General features: G+C 43.4%; 17 protein-coding genes. 6 read left to right on the top strand and 11 right to left on the bottom strand.

Annotation, left to right across the window (positions count from 1 at the left end; translation table 11 throughout):
- The first annotated feature begins 169 nt into the window (after positions 1 to 169).
- The 3 genes from V6668_RS15380 to V6668_RS15370 all read left to right on the top strand — a co-directional run bounded on the left by V6668_RS15380 (position 170) and on the right by V6668_RS15370 (position 3664).
- The gene (locus tag V6668_RS15380) at positions 170 to 1774 is read left to right on the top strand and encodes an extracellular solute-binding protein (RefSeq protein ID WP_076327571.1); all 1605 of its coding nucleotides are present in this window, start codon (positions 170 to 172) and stop codon (positions 1772 to 1774) included.
- A 90-nt stretch (positions 1775 to 1864) separates the two neighbouring features.
- Positions 1865 to 2755, top strand: coding sequence for an ABC transporter permease (locus tag V6668_RS15375; RefSeq protein ID WP_076253078.1), 891 nt, complete (start codon positions 1865 to 1867; stop codon positions 2753 to 2755).
- 18 nt (positions 2756 to 2773) lie between these two features.
- The gene (locus tag V6668_RS15370) at positions 2774 to 3664 is read left to right on the top strand and encodes a carbohydrate ABC transporter permease (protein WP_036671192.1); all 891 of its coding nucleotides are present in this window, start codon (positions 2774 to 2776) and stop codon (positions 3662 to 3664) included.
- A 105-nt stretch (positions 3665 to 3769) separates the two neighbouring features.
- On the opposite strand, the gene V6668_RS15365 is transcribed toward V6668_RS15370, so the two are convergent.
- Positions 3770 to 5515: a sensor histidine kinase gene (locus tag V6668_RS15365; protein ID WP_338708864.1), complete on the bottom strand. Its 1746-nt coding sequence runs from the start codon at positions 5513 to 5515 to the stop codon at positions 3770 to 3772.
- Positions 5516 to 5543: 28 nt separating this feature from the next.
- Positions 5544 to 7160 (bottom strand): helix-turn-helix domain-containing protein, encoded by a 1617-nt coding sequence (locus V6668_RS15360; protein ID WP_076253076.1) that lies wholly within the window; start codon positions 7158 to 7160, stop codon positions 5544 to 5546.
- A gap of 187 nt (positions 7161 to 7347) precedes the next feature.
- On the opposite strand from V6668_RS15360, the gene V6668_RS15355 reads away from it, so the two are divergent.
- Entirely contained in the window at positions 7348 to 7623 is a 276-nt protein-coding gene (locus V6668_RS15355; RefSeq protein WP_100526290.1) for a hypothetical protein, read from the top strand.
- Positions 7624 to 7844: 221 nt separating this feature from the next.
- Here V6668_RS15355 and V6668_RS15350 read toward each other — a convergent pair whose 3' ends face one another.
- The 6 genes from V6668_RS15350 to V6668_RS15325 form a co-directional block, all read right to left on the bottom strand.
- Complete coding sequence (locus V6668_RS15350; RefSeq protein WP_100526289.1) at positions 7845 to 8468, bottom strand: hypothetical protein; 624 nt, start codon at positions 8466 to 8468, stop codon at positions 7845 to 7847.
- A gap of 166 nt (positions 8469 to 8634) precedes the next feature.
- The gene (cydC, locus tag V6668_RS15345; RefSeq protein ID WP_100526288.1) at positions 8635 to 10362 is read right to left on the bottom strand and encodes a thiol reductant ABC exporter subunit CydC; all 1728 of its coding nucleotides are present in this window, start codon (positions 10360 to 10362) and stop codon (positions 8635 to 8637) included.
- The gene (gene cydD, locus V6668_RS15340) at positions 10359 to 12182 is read right to left on the bottom strand and encodes a thiol reductant ABC exporter subunit CydD (protein ID WP_100526287.1); all 1824 of its coding nucleotides are present in this window, start codon (positions 12180 to 12182) and stop codon (positions 10359 to 10361) included. Before cydD ends, cydC begins: the two co-directional genes overlap by 4 nt.
- A 14-nt stretch (positions 12183 to 12196) precedes the next feature.
- A complete protein-coding gene (locus V6668_RS15335) occupies positions 12197 to 13210 on the bottom strand; it encodes a cytochrome d ubiquinol oxidase subunit II (RefSeq protein ID WP_179086461.1) in 1014 nt (337 codons plus the stop codon).
- Positions 13210 to 14574: a cytochrome ubiquinol oxidase subunit I gene (locus V6668_RS15330; RefSeq protein WP_036615789.1), complete on the bottom strand. Its 1365-nt coding sequence runs from the start codon at positions 14572 to 14574 to the stop codon at positions 13210 to 13212. Before V6668_RS15330 ends, V6668_RS15335 begins: the two co-directional genes overlap by 1 nt.
- A gap of 394 nt (positions 14575 to 14968) precedes the next feature.
- On the bottom strand, positions 14969 to 16360 hold the full coding sequence (locus V6668_RS15325) for an MFS transporter (protein WP_338708863.1): 1392 nt from the start codon (positions 16358 to 16360) through the stop codon (positions 14969 to 14971).
- Between the two features lie 109 nt (positions 16361 to 16469).
- On the opposite strand from V6668_RS15325, the gene V6668_RS15320 reads away from it, so the two are divergent.
- On the top strand, positions 16470 to 17345 hold the full coding sequence (locus V6668_RS15320; protein WP_100526306.1) for a LysR family transcriptional regulator: 876 nt from the start codon (positions 16470 to 16472) through the stop codon (positions 17343 to 17345).
- Between the two features lie 30 nt (positions 17346 to 17375).
- A complete protein-coding gene (locus tag V6668_RS15315; protein WP_338708862.1) occupies positions 17376 to 17942 on the top strand; it encodes a GNAT family N-acetyltransferase in 567 nt (188 codons plus the stop codon).
- A 59-nt stretch (positions 17943 to 18001) separates the two neighbouring features.
- On the opposite strand, the gene V6668_RS15310 is transcribed toward V6668_RS15315, so the two are convergent.
- From V6668_RS15310 to V6668_RS15300, 3 genes are all read right to left on the bottom strand, one after another.
- Positions 18002 to 19192, bottom strand: a complete 1191-nt coding sequence (locus V6668_RS15310) for an MFS transporter (protein WP_338708861.1) — start codon at positions 19190 to 19192, stop codon at positions 18002 to 18004.
- Between the two features lie 131 nt (positions 19193 to 19323).
- Complete coding sequence (locus V6668_RS15305; protein ID WP_036671179.1) at positions 19324 to 20748, bottom strand: 6-phospho-beta-glucosidase; 1425 nt, start codon at positions 20746 to 20748, stop codon at positions 19324 to 19326.
- A gap of 28 nt (positions 20749 to 20776) precedes the next feature.
- Positions 20777 to 22666, bottom strand: coding sequence for a beta-glucoside-specific PTS transporter subunit IIABC (locus V6668_RS15300; RefSeq protein ID WP_338708860.1), 1890 nt, complete (start codon positions 22664 to 22666; stop codon positions 20777 to 20779).
- Between the last annotated feature and the right edge of the window lie 172 nt (positions 22667 to 22838).

Raw genomic sequence — 22838 nt, 5'->3', positions numbered from 1 at the left:
ACAAAGTAAAAAAAGTGCACAAAGCTCATTAATCTTTTCTCAGCTACAACTCAAAAGTAAAAAAAGATACCGGTTCTCGTCAATAACCTTTATATCCCGTTCCCCCTTTCTCGTTTAGAATATTTTCAAGTAAGCGTTATTGAAATATGACTGATAAGGGGGAAAAGAAATGAACAAGAAAACGAAAGCCTTAGTCTTGTCTGTGTGCATGTCAACCTTATTACTCGCAGCCTGTAGCAATGGAAGCGGTGCCGATAAAGGTTCAACGACGGACACGGATTCCAACGAGGCTGGAACGACAACCATTCACACCGTAACATCAGAATACACTTCAGCAAAATATCCAAAGGGCGACGATATCACCAACAATGTATGGATTAAGCGATACAAAGAGAAGTTTAATATCAACGTCAAAACAGACTGGGTCAGCGATGAGTACGATACAAAACTCAATTTGGCTATCGCATCGAACGATCTTCCTGACGTATTCAGAGTTAATCCATCACAACTGAGACAGTTAGTCGAAGCAGATATGGTCATGGACCTTTCCGAGGTCTTTGATCAACACGCTTCAGATCGTCTCAAAGGTTACATGGAAGCAGATGCAGACAGTTACGAATCTGGAAAGAAGGACGGTAAGCTATACGGGATACCACAGATGCACTGGGGATTAATTGAACAACCAGACTTCATCTGGATTCGGAACGACTGGAAAGAAGAATTGGGAGTCCAAGATCCGAAATCTGTGGAAGACATCAAAAATATCGCACTAAAATTCATGGAGAAACACGGCGGTTATGGTATAGCGGTAGACCAATCGTTGGATTACCTCAACCTGCTGGCCATTGCATGGAATGCGCATCCGGATATGTGGATGGAGGATAGCACTGGAAAACTCGTGTACGGCTCCGTGCAGCCTGAGATGAAAAATGCGCTGGCTGAGTGGTCAGAATGGTACAAGCGAGGCATTATTGATCCGGAATTTGCAATCAAAGACTTTAATGCGATGAACGCGGATATTGTAGCCGGCAAAGTGGGAATGCAACCTTATTACCAATGGTGGGGTTATAATCCGGGTGTCGACACAGTATCCAATCTGGGTAAGGACGCTATCTTCTACCCTTATATCATCCCTACCGTTGATGGAAAAGAAGCCAAACAATCCATTTTCTTCGCCAACAACAATTATATCGTTATGAAAAAGGGATTTAAGAGCCCTGAAGAAGTGATCAAAATTTTGAACGACTACGCTTATATTGTGGATGAAGGCAATGGCAAGGAATCCACAGAAACGTTATCCGCCTTGCTGGACAACGATATTGCCCATGTTGTTGGAGCGTTCCGTGTACTTAATCCGAATTCCGATTACGAGCAATTTGAGGCGGTCTCCGCTGCCCTTCAATCCAAGGATACCAGTGGACTCACAACTTCGGGTATGTGGCAAAAATATAACAACAGTGTGGAATTCATGGAGAATGCAACCCCAGGAGCAGTTGGTGATTATTTGCAACAAGGGGCTCCAAAGAATGCGTATGGTCTTGCCAAGAAAGTACTGGACAGCGAGAACTATACAAAGACGGCCTTATGGGGTGTTACGCCAGAAATACTTTCAAGCTACGGAACAACCTTGGATGATATCCTGACCGAAGGCTTCACCAAGATCATTATGGGTAGCGAAAGTATCGATTATTTCGATGTTATTGTCCAGAATTGGCGTGCAGCCGGGGGCGATGACGCAACTCAGGCAGTTAATGAAGCCTACGGGAAGAAATAATCTCGTTTGTCACAAAGAGGGGATGAGGGTCATCCCTCCCCTTTATTTGATAGCGATTACATTTGGCGTACAAGGAACGGAGGAATACGAATGCTGAGAAAATGGCAGCAGCAGCGTGCTTACCATCTCATGTTAATTCCAAGCCTGGTCTTGGTCTTCATCTTTTGTTATATCCCTTTCTACGGACTTATTATTGCATTTCAGAAGTACAATCCGGGCCTCGGATTCAACTCGCCATGGGTAGGATGGGATAACTTTACCCACATATTTAATCAGCCGAACTTCGTAAGAACGATCTGGAATACATTGTACATGTCTGTCTTTAAGATTATCGGTGGTATAATCGTACCCGTAATTTTTGCATTACTGCTTAACGAGGTACTACACAGTGGAATCAAACGTACATTTCAAACCCTTGTCTACATTCCGAACTTCCTCTCTTGGGTCATTATGGCTGGCATCATGCTGGATATCCTTAGCTCCGACGGCATTATCAATACATTTCTAAGTGTATTTGGGATTGCACCGATCTCCTTTCTTGGCACACCCTCTATTTTTCCTTGGACGATGATTGTGAGTGACATATGGAAAGGTTTCGGGTTTGGCACGGTTGTTTATTTGGCAGCCCTGACCAGTATTGATCCGGGACTTTACGAAGCCGCGGTGATCGACGGAGCGAAACGGTGGAAACAAACCATCTACATTACGTTGCCTCTACTCATGCCAACCATTGTTTTAATGACCGTACTTTCACTTGGGAACGTACTCAATGCTGGCTTTGACCAAATCTATAATCTCTACTCCCCTGTTGTCTATCAGACGGGTGATATTATTGATACCTATGTCTACCGTTTAGGAATTCAACAAGCACAGTATTCAATTGGTACCGCTGTCGGGTTATTTAAATCGATCATTTCCAGTGTTCTCGTTGCTGTATCGTACATCCTGGCTTACAGAGTGGCTGGCTATCGTATCTTCTAAGAAGGAGGAACTTACATTATGATCTATGATAAAAGTATGAGCAGACGTGTGTTTCTTATCTTAAACTACACCATACTGCTTCTAATCTCTCTCCTATGTATCCTGCCGTTTATCAACCTGCTGGCTGTTTCATTCAGCAGCAGCGCGGCTGTATCTGCGGGGAGTGTTACGTTCTGGCCTGTGGAATTTACGACAAAAGCCTATGAATTTGCATTAACTGGAGGATCATTTTTCTCCTCTCTCTGGGTAGCCATTCAACGAACCGTTATCGGAACGGTGGTGAATCTGGTTCTGATCGTACTCACGGCTTATCCCCTCTCCAAATCCAAACAAAAATTGATGGGGCGTAATATCTATATGGGATTTTTCATAATAACCATGTTATTCAGTGGAGGTCTAATTCCAACCTATCTGGTAGTCGTCAAAATGGGACTGATCGATTCCATATGGTCTCTGATCCTGCCTGGGGCCCTCCCCGTATTCAGTATGATTATCCTCATGAATTTCATTCGGGGGCTGCCCGAGGAGATTGAAGAATCAGCAATTATCGATGGTGCTGGGCCTGTACAGGTATTACTTCGTATTCTACTCCCACTTCTCAAGCCCGCTCTCGCTACGGTTGGGTTGTTCAGTATCGTTGCCCACTGGAATTCATGGTTCGATGGCATTATCTATATGAACAATCCAGACAATTATCCATTACAAAGTTATCTCCAGACCCTCCTGCAAAGTTTTGAGCAAATCATGCTGAAATCTGGGTCAGATTATACGCAGCTGTTGTCCATGATGAACGCCAGAACGGGGCGCGCCGCTCAGATGTTCCTGGGTGCCATTCCGATTTTACTCGTGTACCCATTCTTGCAGAAATATTTCACCAAAGGTTTGGTGTTAGGTAGCGTCAAAGGGTGAACAAAAGGGCTTGCAGTTCATACTGCGAGCCCTTTGTTTATATCTAAACTTATTTTTATGATCGCTGTACCGTATTATGAGATGCTTAAGTGGAAACATGAATGACTATTTGGCTTCTATGATGGCAGGCAGCAGAATGGAGAAAATGGTACCTTCACCTATTTTACTCTCCACCTGTATTCCATAGGATTTCCCAAAATGAAGTTGAATCCGCCGCTGCACATTATGCAATCCAATCCCATTCGTTCCCGTACCTTCACCGGATTTCTCTTCCATTAAATTCTGCATCGTATGATGATCCATACCGACGCCATTATCGCAGACTTGGATCACAACTTCATCCAGCTGTGATTGAATCCGAATGGTGATGATTCCGTCTTCTTCGAGTTCAGCGAGTCCATGAAATATTGCATTCTCCACAATGGGCTGTAGAATCATTTTGGGCATGCGATAATTTAGCAGTCTATCCTCAATCTCGTATCTCATCTGAATACAATCGTAGTACCTGACATTCTGGATCGTTACGTAATTCGTTATATTATCAAGTTCCTCACGAATGGTTACGAGGGTTCCATCGGATTTTGTTGCATAGCGAAGCATCGAGATTAGTGCATCGGTCATTTCCACGATTTTGTCTGCCTGCTGCATCGAGGCAATCCATTTAACCGACCCAAGGGTGTTATACAGAAAATGAGGCTTGATCTGATCATGGAGCGCACGCATCTCGGCCTTGGCTTTCTCTATTTCTTCCTGCTGCATCCGTTCGACCAACCGCTTCAATTCGTGTGACATTCTGTTGAATCGAATGGATAAATGTCCAATCTCATCTCTTGATCCAATAGGTTCAACTTGTTCAAACTGACCTTTCTCGACTAGAGAAATATTCCGTAGCAGTTTTTTAATGGGAGTTGTGATCACGTGAGATAAAAAGATGGATATGACGGCAGCAAAAAGAACAATGACGATGGCAAGCGTCACCAGATTACGGCCCAATATTTTGCCATCAGCAGTCAACTCATCCAAAGGCATATATAAGTAAGTTGTCCATTTTTGCTGACTTAGGGGACTGGTCACCACGACATTTAGTGCTTCAGGCGGACGAACGTTGTCCCGGAACAGTGTCCCGATTAATCGTTCATTCACGTTATATACGATCTTGTCATCCTCATCAACAATCATGAATCTGGAGCGCAGCCCTTCCTGCAAGTTGCGGTTGACGATTTCAATGAATTTGATATCAATGCTGACAACAATCACGCCAAGCAGTTTTCCACTAGTCACATCATGAATTTTGCGAGCGTGTGACACTGCCAGTATTTTATTCTCCAATTGCTCGTCGATTCGCGTTGTGAGGGTAATGGTTCGATCCTTATCATGCATGAACTTTTTAAACCACAATTCGTTTGCTACTTTGAAGTTTGGATCAATGGGTTGATGTGGACTGACAAAAAGGTCTTGCCCCCCGTTCATATTGTAAAGGTAGATGGAGAATACGCGATCTTTCATCATGATGTAATTCATCAGAATATTGTATGCGGCAATCTCATGTTGTTCATCACCCTCTCGCAGGAAATCCTGGATCGGAAAACTCCCCTCATGAGTCGCAGACAGATTGTCACTAAGCCCATTGCTGGCGAGCAGCGAAATTTTCTCAATCTCCTTGAGGAACTCATCAATGCGAATATTCGTCTGTTTGGCCAGATCGTTTAGCAACGTTGTATAGTTCTGTGCCAATAAACGCTCTGAGGAGTAATACGAGTTGATTGTCATCACCAATACCGGAAGGATAATGACCGTCATACAGATCACCATAATTTTGTACTTGATTCGGAAGGGCCGAACATGCTTCATATGCTGCACCTCTATTCACCGATTACATTCATCCCTGCTGTAATTCTCGATATTCCTCAGGAGTGACACCTACCGATTTTTTGAAAATCTTACTGAAGTACGTGTAATTATGGTAACCCACCTTTTCTGCGATTTCATACACTCTCATTCCTCTGCTCAATAGATACGCCTTGGCATGTTCAATTCGAACTCGGGTCAAGTACGTAATAAAGTTCTCTCCTCGTTCCTGTTTGAACACACGGCTGAGATACGACGGATTCACACTAATTTGGCTAGCGATACTTTGCAGTGAGATATCTTCCGCATAATACTTGTCGATCAATTCAGTGGCGAGATCGGTGTAAGTGCTTTCCTGTTTGATTTGGGAATCGGTTTGGAAGTAATACGCAATATGAGCAAGCATATCTTGGTGGATATCCTCCCAATACTCCCCCTTTAGAACGATTTCATAGGGTGATTTTTCTGTTAAAGAAGGTGCACCTCTTTCCGTAGCTCGGGATAGATGAGAATGTATCGTTTCCATTACCATGATATATTGCTTGCGAATGCTATTCTCATCCGCTCGTAGCTGTTCCAGATTGGATCGGATTCCTTCAAGGAACTCTTCCGCCTTTTTGTTGTCTTTGCTTACCCATAACTTCAACAAATCTCGTTCTTGTTGCGGGCTTAAAGCCCCCTTAACTTCATGTCGATCTGGGGATTGAACCATATCATCGTAATACAACACCTGGTTGCTTCCTGTGAAGAAACTCTGTTGTAGAGCCGTTTCTGCCTCTTGGCAGGCCTTCCTGATGTGAAGGAATCCGGAAGTCATTCTACTTACCCCAGCCGTGAGTGATAGATTCATAAAATCCTTGATCGAAGACAGCAATTTATTACATAGTTTATTTAAGTCGGCGTGTACAGATTGGCTCTCAGGAAGTACATTGACGATCACCCAATATTCTGAGGAACTTTCAACAAAAATCTCTTTCTCCCACTTCGATGGAATGATCTCTTCCATAATATTAAGAATCGAAAATCGGAGCAGCTTTTCCCCCTTCTCTACATATTTCCGCTTTGCATCCTCGTAATAGTTCACGATGAACTTCATGACAACCAACTGGTCCGAACGTATACGAAAATGCAGTTCTTCCGCTTTGGTGACGATATCCTCCTCACTAATGAATCCGCTTACAATATCTTGGAAGAAACTATCCTTTAGATATCTTAGGCTCTTGGAATAGTCCTGTGTTATAGAGGGTGTGTTGGTTGGGTGAACATGTTCACTTTGCAGTTTCTGTCCAACCGTGCTCAGGAGGTCAATAAGGGAGGATTCGGTGATCTCACTTTTAATCAAGTAATCTGAAGCGCCAAGTTTTAGCGCCTCTTTCACATAATGAAATTCGTCAAAATTACTCAGGATGACATACTTACAGGTTTTCAGTACGCAGGAGGCCTCTTGTATAAGTTGTAGCCCATCCATAATCGGCATTTTAATATCTGTAATAATTAGATCAGGCATCACTTCAAGCGCAAGGCTTAATGCCTCTTTTCCATTTCCTGCCTCTCCAACAACATAGAAATTATACTCTTCCCAATTCAGCATGGAACGAATTCCAACCCGCATGAGCAATTCATCATCTACGATCATCAGTTTATACATGCGTATCCCCCAACATGAACCATTTTTAGATATTTTACCATTAAACGAACTGTTGCAAAGATGTCTAGCGAACCTTATTGAATTGCGGGTATCATAAATAACACTTTTACAGAACATACGTTCCTGTTATAATCAGATTATCATATTTGGTGTAACATAACATGCCCGTCTGGAAAGGATACATATCATGAATTTATACAAGTTTGAATTAACGGTGAACGGATATCTATTACGTGTTCATTTCAGTGCATCTGAAGAAAGTGGATTGAAATGGTGCAAACGAGTTGCTTCTGAATTCCAGAATAACGTTGCCAATCTGGAGATCAAGGTTGATATACATAAAAAGCAGAAACAAAAGCATGCACGGGATTATCACGGAAAACCGTATCTGTATGATAGGACACTAAGGAAAAAGCCGCTTGCGAAGAAAAATAAAACGGCTGAATCATCTGCTGTTATGTAAAAGCGTTTAAAAGACTTTAAGATTTTCCTCATATAGGCTAACTGGTTGGAAAGCATTTTAATTCGGGTGTTCTCCGCTATGCCGAACATTTTAGCGCCTCAGTATACTCTTGTCCTTCCTGTCCTTCCTTTAAGACAAAAGATAAAAGCTTGCTCCTATGTGGAACAAGCTTTTATCCGTGTCAGTTGTACTATATGCCAAGAAAGATTGTTGTTCACCGTTTAGTATCTCTCTGATTCCTTAAATATCATATAACGATGGACACCTCTGACAGCCTGCATTGCTTCCTGTAATAGCTGAATCGCAGTTTCGCGTTGTCCCGCTTTTAGTTCGATCGCTGCAAGAAGCGAAGATCTCATCCAGACCTTGTTAATGGATTTCAAGTGTTCCCTCGCCTGCTCACTTCTTCCTTCTTCCATAAGCAAATACGTTTCATAATATGTACGATAATCCGATCTACGCATATTCTGCACCGCAGTACGAACAGCTACCAAGTCGTTGCGATAGGAGCCGTAAGCTGCATTATATACTGCTTGTGTCCTTTTATTGGTGTCCTCATTTCTGATGCGCTCTATTGTGTGTTCCAATTCATCATCAAGTCTGTTTGCAAGAGCGTAATAGATATAAATCTTTGGGTTATTCTCCTGTCTGCGTAGAAAAGCCTCCACGCGCTCCATGCGTGTTTCCCAACCCAGAGGATAAAAAATACGAATGGTAAACATGATCAGAGTAGCGGTGAGAACAACTCCAAGTATCCAAAACAGAGATTGGTCATTCATCTTCATGTACACAACAAATAAAAATACGGCCAAATAAAAAACAATATCCCACTTATATTTTCCCATCTTCCATCTCCTTTATAGACATAAAAAAACTATTATATCAAAACAAACCCCAAGGAGTATATCCACCGCATCCTTTGGGGTTTAGTTAAATTTATAAAAATTGATTTATTGAAGTTTTCTTCATTAACGACAATCGACAGTATTGTCTACTCAATAGACTAGATTCTTACGCCCGGGCGTCTCCAATCATTTGTCGTTCAATTTGTTTCATTTCATAAAAATAGCCTTTTTGCTCCATCAGCTCGGAGAAAGAACCTGATTCTACAATCTTGCCTTGGTCCATGACCACAATCCGATCCATCTCTTCCAATCCAGTCAGCCGATGGCAGATCAGGAGAAGTGTATCTTCGGCAGCTTGTGCAAGAAGATGCTGCAATACACGTTGTTCTGTGACGTAATCCAGTGAAGACGTCGGTTCGTCCAGAAGCCATAACCGTCCTTTGCGCAGCATGGCCCGTGCGAGAGCCAGCCGCTGCTTCTCACCATCCGACAGGTTCTCCCCTTTTTCATAGACCATGTCGGTCAACAACTTATTCGGCAGTTGGACTTTATCCAGCACAGCCGACAGTTGTTCATCCGAATGTTCTTCTCCATTCAGCAACAGGTTGTCCCGGATGGTTCCCCGGAAGAAGTGGCTTTGCTGCAACACGACATTCGTCCCTTGCCAAATGCTCTCTTCATTCAGTTCCTTCACCGAAACATCGTTTAATCGTATATCGCCAGACGTTGGTGCGCGCAACTTGAGTAACAAATCAATAATCGTTGACTTGCCTGACCCGCTCGGCCCGACAATCGCTGTTTTGGAGCCTGCTGCAAGTTGTAGAGATAGCTCCCTCAGCGCCGGTCTCCATTCCCCTTCATATTGGAAGTTAACACCGGATAGGTCAATCGAAACCGCCTGATCGGCTGAAATTTCACCGCTTGGCTGTACAGGTTGCACATCGGAGGTTGGCACCGTTTCCGCCAGTCGCTGAGCGGCGTGTTCGCTGTCCTGCTTATATAGAGGCAATATAGCCATTGCGGCAGCTTCTTCGAACACGGTCTGCGTGGCCAGGATCAGCATGGCGAGGAATACACCTGCAAACGCTCCATTCACAATTAAAAAGGCGCTCAGTGCCAGCACTCCCCATGTAACAAGATACGTCACAAAAACGTGCATAGACTGCCCGCGCAACAGGTGCGAAGCGGCTTGTTTCTGCTCCGTTGCCAATGCAGCGGAAGCCTGCTGAAGCTGTTGCTCACGCTGTTCCAATTGGCCGTATACTTTCAAATCCCTGAAACCATACAACACTTCGGTCACTTCCGTGGACAGCAAGGCCCGTTGCTGGCGGACACGTCCGTGTATTTTTCGCTGACCTAACAAGACAATACCTGGTACAACAAATGCCGTAATCAGCATACCTAGTACTAACAAACACGCAATCCAGATCGAAAAGGCCGAAGTGAACAGCATGGTAGCCAAAAACACCATAACGACCATGATGGGTGGATACGCGACCCGCAAAAAGTAATTTTGCAAGCTTTCCACATCACCCACGATCCGCGCAAGCAGATCCCCGCTTCGGTTTTTGTTCAATATACCTGGCGTTACCGGGATCAGTTTGGCAAAAAAGGACGTCCGCAAACGGCTCAGCATGGAGAATGTTGCCCTGTGCGAATACAAGCGTTCCCCGTAGCGACTTGCCGCTCGAAGGAAACCAAGCAGTTTGACCATGGAAGTGAGTACAATTAAGGTGTACAGCGGTGGCGCAAATACCGTTTGCGATATCATATAACCACTCGCGGAAAAGAGAGCTACCCCTGCTATGCCGGCGATAAATCCGCCCAATATCGAAAGCAAGATATCCTTGCGCTCCTGAATCATCGCTTTTGACAGAATCGTCAGCTCATTCATGCTAACCCTCCTTTCCGTTGTACATCAACCATCTCCGCATATTGAGGCAGACGCGCCAGAAGTGCTTCATGGTGTCCTGAATCCACCAATACCCCACTATCCATAAACAAAATGTTGTCCGCATGTTGAATTGTATATAAACGGTGTGCCACCGTAATCATCGTTGCCGTTTTCGCTAATGCCGCAATGGATTGTTGCAATACCCGCTCGGTGTGTAGATCCAGTCCTACGGTGGGTTCATCGAACAAAATAACAGCTGGTCGCTTCAGAAAAGCACGTGCCAAAGCAAGTCGCTGCTTTTCCCCACCAGACAGCCCCCGGCCACCTTCACCAACAAATGTGTCCAAGCCCTGCTCCAATTGAGCAACAACGCCAGCAAGTCCTGCTTCCTCTGCCGCCTGCTCAATTTCAGCTCTGGAGACGTTCCGACCCGCGCCAATCGCTATATTTTCGGCAAATGTACCTGCAAAAATATACGGATGCTGTGTAATATAGCTAACACGTTCAAACCATGCAGCCTCATCATGTTGCGAAAGCTGGCTTCCGTTAACCAGAACCGCTCCCGAATCTGGTTTCAGTAAACCGGCAATGAGATGAAGCAACGTGGTTTTACCTGAGCCGCTTTTGCCTACAATAGCAATCTGTTCTCCCGGTCCAATCGAGATCTGTCCTGTCTCAAGTCCAAAGGAATCAGGTGTGTACTGGAATCGGACATCGTTCAGTTCAATGGTTGGTGGCATTGTTATCAACTCGGCACGAGCTGTACGAAGCTCTTCCGTCTTTGTAATTGCATCGACATCGGTTAATTCGCTTTGATCCGGTCCTTCTTCAGGCTTCGTTTGTGTGCTCTTGACACTAGTGTCCGCGAGCATCTGTTCCACCTTGCGAATGGCCCCCATACTGGTTCGCCCGCTGTGAAAAGCCGTTCCTGTATTCTTCAACAGACTGTAAAACTCGGGAACGAGTAACAACACAAGAAAGGCCGTGTGGAAGCTCATCGATTTGAAAACCAGTAATTGAATAGCCAGTTCAAGCGCGACAATACCAATGCTTAACATCACGATCGATTCCAGCATAAACGTATTTGTAAATGCAATTTTCAAAATGCCCATGGTGGCATCACGATATCCCAGACTGCTACGTTCAATTTCCTGCTGCTGACGTTTAGCCCGTCCGAATATTTTTAACGTAACCAGCCCTTGAAGCGAATCCAGAAACGTACCGGAAAACTCAGCCAGTTGCGCGTATTTTTCTTCTGATTTGTTCTTTGTCTTGAGCCCAACCAAGATCATGAACAGCGGGATAAACGGTGCCGTAAACAGCATAATCCAGCCTGTGTTAGAGTGCTGCGTAAACGTAACAACCAGAATCAGAATCGGGATCATCGCAGCTTCCATCATACGCGGCATGTACTGACTGAAATAACTGTCGGCCTCATCCACAGCATCCAAAGCAACACTGACCTTTCCTCCCGTCTGTCCACTCAGGGTTGAAGGCATGGAAGCGCGGGTCAGGTTCTGCAACACAGATGCTCGCATATTTGTCTTGGCGCGTGCTGCCATATGCAAGCCCACTTTCCCATTACCATACGACAACAGTGAACGTGCGGCCATAACAGCCAATAATAGGACAAGTAACAGGATCACTGATGAAAAGGAAGCTTTCTCTACAAAGATTCGCTGGACTGCTTCAGCCACCAAGGTGGCCTGGCTTATAATAGCTACACCAAGGGCCAGCGAAATGATGGCAAGGAGAAGTCTGTTTTTTCGTTGTAAAGACATTTGCTGCGAGATCAGATTGGACTTGCCTCTCCTCTTCATTGAACGCTCCTCCTTTATTTTTTCCCTTTCACATAATCCGCATCAAACAGGAACAGTTTGAAGACCAGGATTAGAGAAGGAATTAACAAGCACAGACCACCGATAAACACAACGACGAGTGCAAAGCCCATTGCAGGTGATGTGGCGCTACTCTGAATGGTGATGTATGGATCGAGAATGTAAGGATATTGCCCAATCCCGTAAGCGAAAAAGGCTGTGAGAAATTGCAGCATGATGCATATAAAAGCTAAACCATAACGCCGTCCGTTATATAACAGCCACATGGCAATCATGAAAAACGCAACAGAAAGCGCCAGCAGCCACCATAAATCCATCATATTTTGAAAATGACGCTCATTGTGTTGACCCAAATATATAAATGCAGTCAGCGCGAGAATAATGGTCGGTGTGCTCCAGAACAAAGCATAGTTCCGCATGAGCTTCAATGCCGAATGATCCTCTGCCCGAGAAGCGTAAAATGTGAGAAATGACCCGCTAATGAACAATACCGACACGATGGCCAGTCCAACGATGCTCCACGATAATGGATTCGTAAATAGTGCCCAGTAATCCAGGGAAACGGTATCTCCCTGCTTCAAAATAAAGCCACCTTCAGAAAGGGTCAGTGCCACTGACAATGACGCTGGAATAAGCAACCCTGTAGCTCCATATAAGAACAAATACACGATACTTTTTTTGGAACCATAATTTTCGAAAGCATAGAACGACCCACGAATGGCAAGTAAAATGACGGCAATACTTCCTGGAACAAGCAGCGCTGAGCCATAATAATAGGCCGTGTCCGGGAAAAATCCAACGATGCCAATATAGAAAAAGACAAAGAATACATTGGTGATCTCCCAGACAGGTGATAGATAACGGGAGATCAGACGATTAATCAGATGATCCTGCTTTGTCAGGCGTGCATAAAAGGCAAAGAAACCTGCTCCAAAATCAATGGAAGCTACAATAAGATAGCCGTACAAGAACAGCCAGAGTACCGAAATACCAATTAATTCATAACTCATCAGGCCTGATCCCCTTTCTTGGCTGATTGATCATGCTTCTCCTTCAACCATTTCTCCATCTCGAGTTCAGCAGGATTGTTATTGAACAACCGTCTCAGTACGACGACACACATAACGCCTAGCAGGATGTAGAGAAGCAAGAAGACGAAAAATAAAATTCTCACACTTGGTGAAGAAGTAGCGGCCTCTTCTACCCGCATATAACCTCGGATGATCCATGGTTGCCGCCCGATCTCTGCATAGAACCAACCCATCTCAACGGCCAGAAAAGCAAGCGGTGCACTCAGTGCAACCATACGAAGCATCCACTTGTTAAACTGATTACGTTTCTTCCAGAATACAAACAGGAAGTACAGACTTGATATAGCAAGCAGAGCGAATCCAATACCAGCCATTAGATCAAACAAATAATGCACAAGTAAGGGCGGGTGTTCATCTGGTGGAAATTCGTTCAGCCCGGTTACCTCGGCGTTAAAGTCTCCAAAGGCAAGGAAACTGAGCAGTTTCGGCAAATGAAGAGCGCCTATAATTTCATGTTCTGCATTCAGCCATCCCAAAAAAATCAAATCCGCGCCGCTTTCCGTCTCGAAATGCCACTCGGCAGCTGCGAGCTTCTCCGGCTGATGCTCAGCCAAAAACTTGGCAGACACATCTCCAGCTAAAGAATTTAACAAACTGAATACCAGCACAACGGCCATCATGAGATTCAAGCCTTTTTTGTGGTAGGCCGACACTCCTTTTCTCAGCATCGCAAAGGCTGCTATTCCTGCTAACAGAGCAGCTCCTGTCAGATAAGCCGAGCTTAATACATGGAACACTTTGGAGAACGTCGCTGTATTCAGCATCGCTTGCACGGGGTTCACTGCCATGAATTGACCTGCTTCCATGACAAAACCTTCAGGCTGGTTCATGAATCCGTTCACTGTTGTAATAAAAACAGCAGACATGCCTGCCCCGGCGACAATCGGAATAGTCAGCAACCAGTGGATATACGGATTTTTGAACCGATCCCACGTGTACAGATAAATGCCCAGGAATATTGCTTCAAAAAAGAATGCAAATACTTCCATAAATAGTGGCAGTGCAATGACATTCCCGGCCAGCTTCATAAAATTCGGCCATACCAGGGCCAACTGCAGTGATATCGCTGTACCTGTCACAACACCAACAGCCACAGAAATGACAAACCCTCTGGACCACCTCTTTGCCATAAGTATGTAATGGTGATCCTTCTTCCGAATGCCGATGAACTCTGCAATAGCAATCATCAAAGGTACGCCGACACCAAGCGTTGCAAAAATCACGTGGAACCCGAGCGTCAAACCAGTCACTAGCCTGCTCCATAAAACCGTATCAATAGCCATTCTTTGTGTTGCCTCCTTTCAAACTCTGTTCAATTTAGAAACATTCAATATCAGATTTGGCCAAGCTCAATGCAGAGTTGCGAAAAATTTCACAAAGTTAGGTATGACGATATCTTGCCACACCTATAATGCGTTTACTCCTGTAGGCCCCCGATAATAACAAGCATTGGATGCCTATTAAAATCTGATATTAATGCACTTAAAGTACTAACCAAGCCTATTAATCAAAATTATTATATCTTTATTTTTACCTAATTCAATCAAAGACACGTGTTCTACCCTAAACGTTCAAGAAAGGATCAACTCTTTCTGACAACTTGGTGAAAATCAAAAAATACACCCAATGGAGCTATTGATTCATTGGGTGTAAACGTGTTATTGCACAGAAGATTCTCTATTTTACTTTCTCCGGACTCACCGCACCTGCCTCGCGACGTACGCTCATGATGATCAGTGATGCAGCTAATACCGTAAGGATGATTCCAAGCTTCTGAAATCCTGTCACATTGAATGTATCCCCCATAACAATTCCAATCAATAACGACGATAAAATGGTCCCCAGGTAGCGTGATGTATTAAAAATACCCGATGCCACTCCGATCATTTCTTTCGGTGTGCTTTTAAACAGTGCTGCTTGCATGCCGACCGCGTTTAAGCCATTACTTATTCCAAATAAAGCTAAAGCAACAATGATTATGAAGATTGGAGAAGTTTCATTCATAACAACGATCAATATAGATCCAAATGTCATTAAAGAAGCGGATACGATCAGAGCTGGCCGTGATCCTGATCTGTCAATCCAGCGTCCTGCGATCGGAGCAATAATGACTGAACATAACCCCAAAGCTAGCATGCTCATTCCTGTATGAACTTCGTTGAGATGACGTACCTGCTTCAAATACGTAGGAACTCCAAAAAAAAGTGCGTAAAACAGGATGTTCACCAGCATGTATTGCACATTCACCCAAGTCATCTCCGGATATGAGGCAAACGTTCGCAGAGGGATAAAAGGCGTGGCTGCTTTTAATTCATGTCGGAAGAACATGACGAGTGCGATTAACCCGATCCCCCCTGTCAGCAGATGCCATGTTGAAATATCTCCTGTGGAATTTACTGAAAGTAAACCGATGAGCAGAGTCACCAAAGCTACCGTAAACATCAGGATACCTGGTGCGTCAATTAACGCAAGCCATTGCCGAATGGACATGTGACCAGAGATAGACGGAGATTGCTCGTCCTTCGGGATTGTTTTCCAGGCGAACCAAAAACTCGCCAAGACAAACGGAATATTAACGAAGAATATGCTGTGCCAGTCCCACCAATGAATCAATACTCCACCAATAAAAGGTCCAATTGCAGCCGCTCCAGAAAGGAATATAGCCAAGGTGGACAAGGCGGAGGCTTGTTTTTCAGTCACGTTCATTCTGACAATCGCCATTCCGACGGCCACCATCATGCTTGTGCCAATTGATTGAACAATCCGGAATACGATGAGCCACGAAAAACTGGGAGACCACGGAGCTAACATGGACGATACAAAAACAATAACAAGACCCATGAGGAAGATCTTCCTGCGGCCAAACAAATCACTACACTTGCCCATGACGGGTTGAGCGACTGCACTGGCAATGTAAAATGATAAAATAATCCACGAAACGGCTGTAAAATTAAGTTGATACACTTGTTGTAGCCTGGAGATTGCCACCGAAATCATGGAGGAATTCAACGGATTCAACATAATTCCGAGTCCAACAGCTAACATCAATCCTTTATTTCGAACGTTCATTGGTGCACCTCTCTCTCTTCTGCTGTTATCTTACTTGAACGTATTCATTTATTCCAACGCATTATATGTTATGATTTGATGAACTAGAAGGAATGAAGGGATGGTGCAAATGGAGCTTCTTCAACTAAAATATTTCCTGACGGTGGCCCGATGCGAACATGTTACGGAAGCTGCGGGAAAGCTGCATGTCACGCAATCCTCCCTGAGCAAAACGATACAACGATTAGAGGACGACCTTGGAGTCCCTTTATTTGATCGAATCGGGAGAAAGCTGCGACTAAACGACTTTGGAAGAACATTTCTTCAGCGAACTGAAAAAGCCTTATTTGAATTGGAACAAGGAAAGCGGGAAATCGCTGACCTCTCCAACCCGGATCAGGGTACACTGCAATTGGCGGTGACTACGGCGAGCACATTGCCAGGTATACTGCGGGAATTCCGGAAAAACAAGCCGGATATTCAGTTCCATGTGCAAATGGTCTCGTTAGAAAACATGTCCAGACTTCTGCATCGGGGCGAGGTGGACTTTTGTCTCTCCTCCCCTCCGATTGAAGGTGACGATATCAAATGTCAGATACTATATGACGATCCGATTGTAGTCGCTGTTCCTATGGGTCATCGATATGCAGACCGAAGCAGCATTCAATTAACAGAGCTTAAGGACGAGTGGTTTGTTGGGGTGAAGCAAGGGTATGGGGTTCGTGATATGGTAGATTCCGTATGTCAATCCGCTGGTTTCCTACCGAAGTATGTATATGAAGGTGATGAGCCTGCAAGATTAACCGCCCTTGTGGAGGCGGAGATCGGTCTCGCGTTTATACCTAGCACAGCCAGAAACCCGCATGAGCGCATTAGATATCTTCAGGTAGAGGAACACCAGCTCGTTCGGGAAATCGCTCTACTTTCGCATAAAAACAGGTATATTTCCAAAGCCGCTTTAGAGTTTCGCAGCGTGGTTATGGACTATTTCAGTGCTATGCCATGAGCATAAATTCAATCCAAAGGAGATGTCATTTTGATATTAAAACCAGAAAAATTTGATCATACTTCAGAGACAGAACGGCTAGTCATCCGACCATTACAGAAAGACGACTATGAAAATTGGTTATATGAGTTTGAAAACCGCCATCCCTCCCAACACCGCCATGATAAAGGGAAAATGGATATGAGTGAATGTACACTGGATTGGTTTCATGATCTGGTAGATCGACACCAGGAGTTAGCGCGTACAGATGCGGTTTATGTTTTTGGAGTATTTAGAAAGCAAGATGGTACACATCTGGGTATGATTGATATTGCTACCTTGGCAAGGGATCATTTTCAATGGGGAAGTTTCGGATACACGATCCATAATCAGTATTGGCGAAAAGGTTATGGGAAAGAAGCAGTGAACGGAGCTCTTCATATTGCATTCGAACATCTGAAATTCCACCGCATAGAAGCTCATATTAATGTGGATAACACCCCTTCCATGAAACTGGCAGAGAGTGTTGGTATGGAATTCGAATGCCTTCGTACAGGGTTTATACACGAAAATAATGAATGGACCGATCACTTGGTGTATTACAAAAATTCTATTTAAACGGTTCATACAACTTACTCTAAAACAAGGGAACTCCATATCATGAAGTTCCCTGTTTTCTATGTTTGTTGAATATTCTTCTTTTTGCGATGAAGGGTTACTACTCCCAAACTAACTGCTGAAATCCATAATAGGATTATTGCATTACTCGAAACTAATGATTGTACTGTTTCTAGTTGCAATAGTTGTGTAAGTAACCTTCCTTCATACGGTGAAAGTGTGGCTCCCAAGTTATACGCGATCAGAACAATGGTCGTACCCAACTTTGCCATTTTGGCGATTTGTTGTGCAAAAGTATGCAATAAATAGGGCATTATACAGCGGAATGAAAACCCGATGATCATTGAGCAAACGGTAGTAAGCATGATACTTTGCGAGATCGTCGTAACGAACATCGAGCTTCCAAGTAACAGAATTGATAATGGAACGATATAGTTACCGAGTGATTTGTGTACTTTTCCAAAAGAAAAACCGGCAACAAAAGCTCCCAAACCTATAAATGCAATCATGTTGCTTCCGTTTGTCGCAGTTCCGATATTTTTTTCCAAAATCAAAGGAGTAATCTGTAAATTATAATTGATGAAAATAGCTACTATTACAAATAATAAGAGACCATAGCCAATCATGACTTGAAGGGCTTTTTTATTATTTGTGTGGCTTGGATTCGTGGTGACCTCTTCTCTTCTATTAAGCTCTTTTTTATCAGAAGGAACGAAAATCAGGAATGCAATGAAAATAGGAAGTGCCAGGGCGTAGACATAAAATGATGTGTGCCAGCCCATTTTCAATAGTTGACCAACGAGTAGTGTCAGACAAATGCCTCCTAATCCCTCAAAGGCACTTTCTAAGCCAATTACGGTTGCTTGTTTACCTGGATTTTTATGATACATATCACTGATCATCTGAATGATGAGCCGGTTAAATAAACCTACACCTAACCCAAACAAACAGCGAGAAATGAACAGCAACGAAAAAAGGTCATGATACAATGCAGGGAATACTCCCGCAATGAGAACAAGTCCTAATCCAGTTAGTATAGTTGCTTTCTTCCCAATAAGAAGTTCAAGTCGATTAGCAATTAACACACCAAGAATGACAAATAATGAAGGTATGGTCGTTAATAATCCTACGTGTGTTACCGATATCTCTGGAAAATCATTGGTTATTGCAGGAATGTTAGCGGCAATCACTGGACCTGAAGAAATTAATAACGCAACGGACAATAAAGAATATGTTTTAAGCTTCTCCATGTATATTATAAAAAACCAACTCCTAATGTTTGTTTTTGCTCCATATGGCCAGTAGTTAGCCTAGATGCTGCGATAAATGGATAAAGCAGTAACGCATAAGTCGCTGACTTCATGCGTTACTGCTCAGTCGATTAGAGTTCTTTGCCGTTACTTTGAATAACTTTTTTGAACCATTCAAAGGATTTTTTCTTGCTGCGTTTCAACGTACCATTTCCAGCGTCATCTTTGTCGACATGTATGAAACCGTATCGTTTACTCATCTCTCCCGAACTTGAGCTTACTAGATCAATGCAACCCCAGGACGTGTAACCCAACAACTCTACGCCATCTTCTTCCACTGCTGTTATGAAAGCTTGGATGTGTTGACGCAAATACTCGATTCTATAATCATCCGCAATATATCCCGTCTCATCAGGAGTATCTATCGCTCCTAAGCCATTTTCAACGATGAATAGTGGCTTTTGATATCGGTCATACAAGGAATTCATTGTAATTCTTAGACCTTCAGGATCGATTTGCCATCCCCATTCACTCGTTTTCAAATGAGGATTGCGCAGTGTCGGAAACAGGTTAGCTGCCGTTTGTGTGTTTACTTCCGGGTCTGCACTGGTTAATCGTGAACCATAATAACTGAACGAAACGAAATCAACCGTATTATTTTTCAAACATTCCTCGTCCCCGTCTTCCATGGCTAAATGAATATTCATTCGTTCTAACATTTTCTTGGCATAGTTTGGGTATTCTCCTCGGGACTGTACATCGACGAAGAAGTAGTGCTCGCGATCTCTTGTCATGGCTTTCCAGACATCATCTGGTGCACATGTATACGGGTAAGTGTTGGCACCTGCTAACATACAGCCAATCTTAATTTCCGGGTTAATTCTACGCGCAATTTCAGTTGCTTTTGCACTTGCGATCAATTGATGATGAGCCGCCTGATACTTCACAGCATCCTCATTCTCACCTTCTTCAAACACTAGGCCTGAGCTGCCAAAAGGTAGATGCAACAGCATGTTAATTTCATTAAAGGTAAGCCAATACTTCACTTTATCTTTATAACGGGTGAAGATCGTTTCACACAGTCTCTCATAATAATCCACCATTTTTCGACTTCTCCACGATCCAATAGTTTTCACCAAATGAATAGGGACATCAAAATGGGTAATGGTGACTAACGGCTCAATGCCATACTTCAAACATTCGTCAAATACATTTTCATAGAATTTCAAACCCTCTTCGTTGGGTAACTCGTCATCTCCATTAGGGTAGATCCGAGTCCATGCCAAAGATAAACGGAAACACGTAAAGCCCATCTCTGCAAATAAAGCAATGTCTTCTTTATACCGATGATAAAAATCAATAGCCTCATGACTCGGATAAAAATGTTCTTGATCACACTCCAACATTTTTAACTGTCCTCGCATGACAGGAACACGATCTTTCCCTGCCGGGATTACATCAACTGTGGATAGTCCCTTGTTGCCTTCTGCATATCCACCTTCACATTGGTTAGCAGCAACTGCCCCACCCCACAAAAAGTCTTTTCTTAAAGTCATTAAAACACACTCCTAACCTGTAGTTTTGTTAAGCTTTGACAACCAACAATGTATTGTTAAAATCAATATTTTTGGGACTAGTCTCTGCGATCACATCCGAGTAACTATACGAATTGGTTACAATGACGGGCGTTTGAGTGACATATCCTTCTTGTCTAATTTTGTCCAGATCAAAAGTCAGCAAGGTCTGTCCTTTTGTAATTCTCTGACCTTCTTCAACGAACGCTTCAAAATATTTTCCGTTCAGCTTTACCGTATTTAAGCCGACATGAATAAGAATTTCGACTCCTTCATCGGATAATAGTCCAATAGCATGTTTCTTAGGAAATAGAGATACAATCATGCCATCAAATGGAGCAATGACTTTCCCCTCGCTAGGTTCAATAGCAATTCCTTTACCCATTGCCTCTGAGGCAAACGCTACATCTTGTACATCCTGAAGTTGAATAAGCTGACCTTTAAGTGGCGTTGCAATAACAGAATCTTTAATTGTAATGACTTCATCCGCAACCCCACTCACTTCGTTCGCATTTGAAACAGTGTTCTGTGAAGGTGCATCTTTTTCATATTTCAAACTGAGTAAATAGGTAAGCACAGCAGTTACGACAGTTGTTATAACAAGTGCGATCAAAATGTTATATAGATTCCAGATATTTTCACCAATGTACAGAGGAATCGCCGGGATTCCTGAAGCGCCTGTTGCGTAACGAGAAACATCCATTAGCCCTGCAAAGAGTCCCCCACTGGCAGCTCCAATCATACCCGCGACAAGTGGGTATCTCTTCGGTAAGTTTACGCCGTAAAGAGCTGGTTCCGTGATGCCCATCAACGCTGTGATCCCACTGGAAGCAGAAATTTGTTTTAATGCTTTATCCTTGGTTCTCATCCCTACAACTAATGCCGCAACACCTTGACCTATACAATTGATCATCGCCCCAGGACCGAGGATATTCTCATAACCTGATGTGGTGATTTGAGCAATGGATAGAGGCACAATATTATGGTGCAGCCCAAACATAACCAGTATTGGCCAGAAGGTTGCAACCAGGAAAATAACCAGCCAGCTACCATGTGCGGCCAAGAAGTCAAAGCCCATCGCTAAATACGTTCCGAAAAATGACCCCAGTGGTCCCAACACGGTTAAGGCAAGAATTCCCGTTACTAAAATAGTGCACATGGGAACAAAAATAACTTTCACTGCATTCGGAATGATCCTTTTAAACAACGATTCAATATATGATTGTGACCAAACTATTAAGAGAATTGGAACTACAGAAGAACTATAAGATACAAGAGTTAGCGGGATTCCAAAAACACTTACGTCAGACCCATCCAAACGCAATTGTGTCAAGTTGGGATGGAGTAAAACACCGGCTAAAACGAGTGCTAAGACGGGACTGCATTTTAGTTTGTTTGCAGCTGAAAACGCCAGCAAGAATGGTAAAAAGTAGAAAATAGCATCTGACATAAGACTTACGACATAGTAGGTTTGGGAATCTTTTGAAATCCAGTTGAACAAAATAAGTAGAGCGAGTAATGCCTTGATCATACCAGCCCCAGCTATAGCAGGGACAATCGGACTAAATGTCCCCGAGACGAAATCGATTAATTTCCCCAAAATACTAACTTTCTTAACATCAGTTGGTTCACCCGATGAACTCGCGTTAGGTTGAAGATGCTTGATCACTTCTTTGTAAACGCCTTCAACATGTGTGCCGATGACGACTTGAAATTGTCCGCCGCTCTCAACCGCATCAATAACACCGTCAAACGATTTAAGCGCTTTTTGATCTGCTTTATTAGTATCATTCAGTGCAAATCTAAGCCTAGTCATACAGTGAGTCAGAGTGGATACATTCTCACTACCGCCCACTTTCTCTACAATATCTTGAGCCAACTTCTCGTATTTCTTGCTCATCCAATAATGCCCCCTCTTGTTGTTGCCATCTAAATGAATGAGACCAAAAGCGCTCTAAATAACTTCTCTTTGCAATAAAAAAAGCTATTTATCTGAAATACATAAAGGCTGCATTCATTACACCTTTAAAATATCATCTGATAAACAGCTATAGCCAATACCTATAATTCAT

This window comes from Paenibacillus amylolyticus (genome assembly GCF_036894225.1).
GTDB lineage: Bacteria > Bacillota > Bacilli > Paenibacillales > Paenibacillaceae > Paenibacillus > Paenibacillus amylolyticus.
The sequence above is the reverse complement of the archived record's forward strand: the minus strand, read 5'-3'. Positions and strand labels throughout refer to the sequence as shown.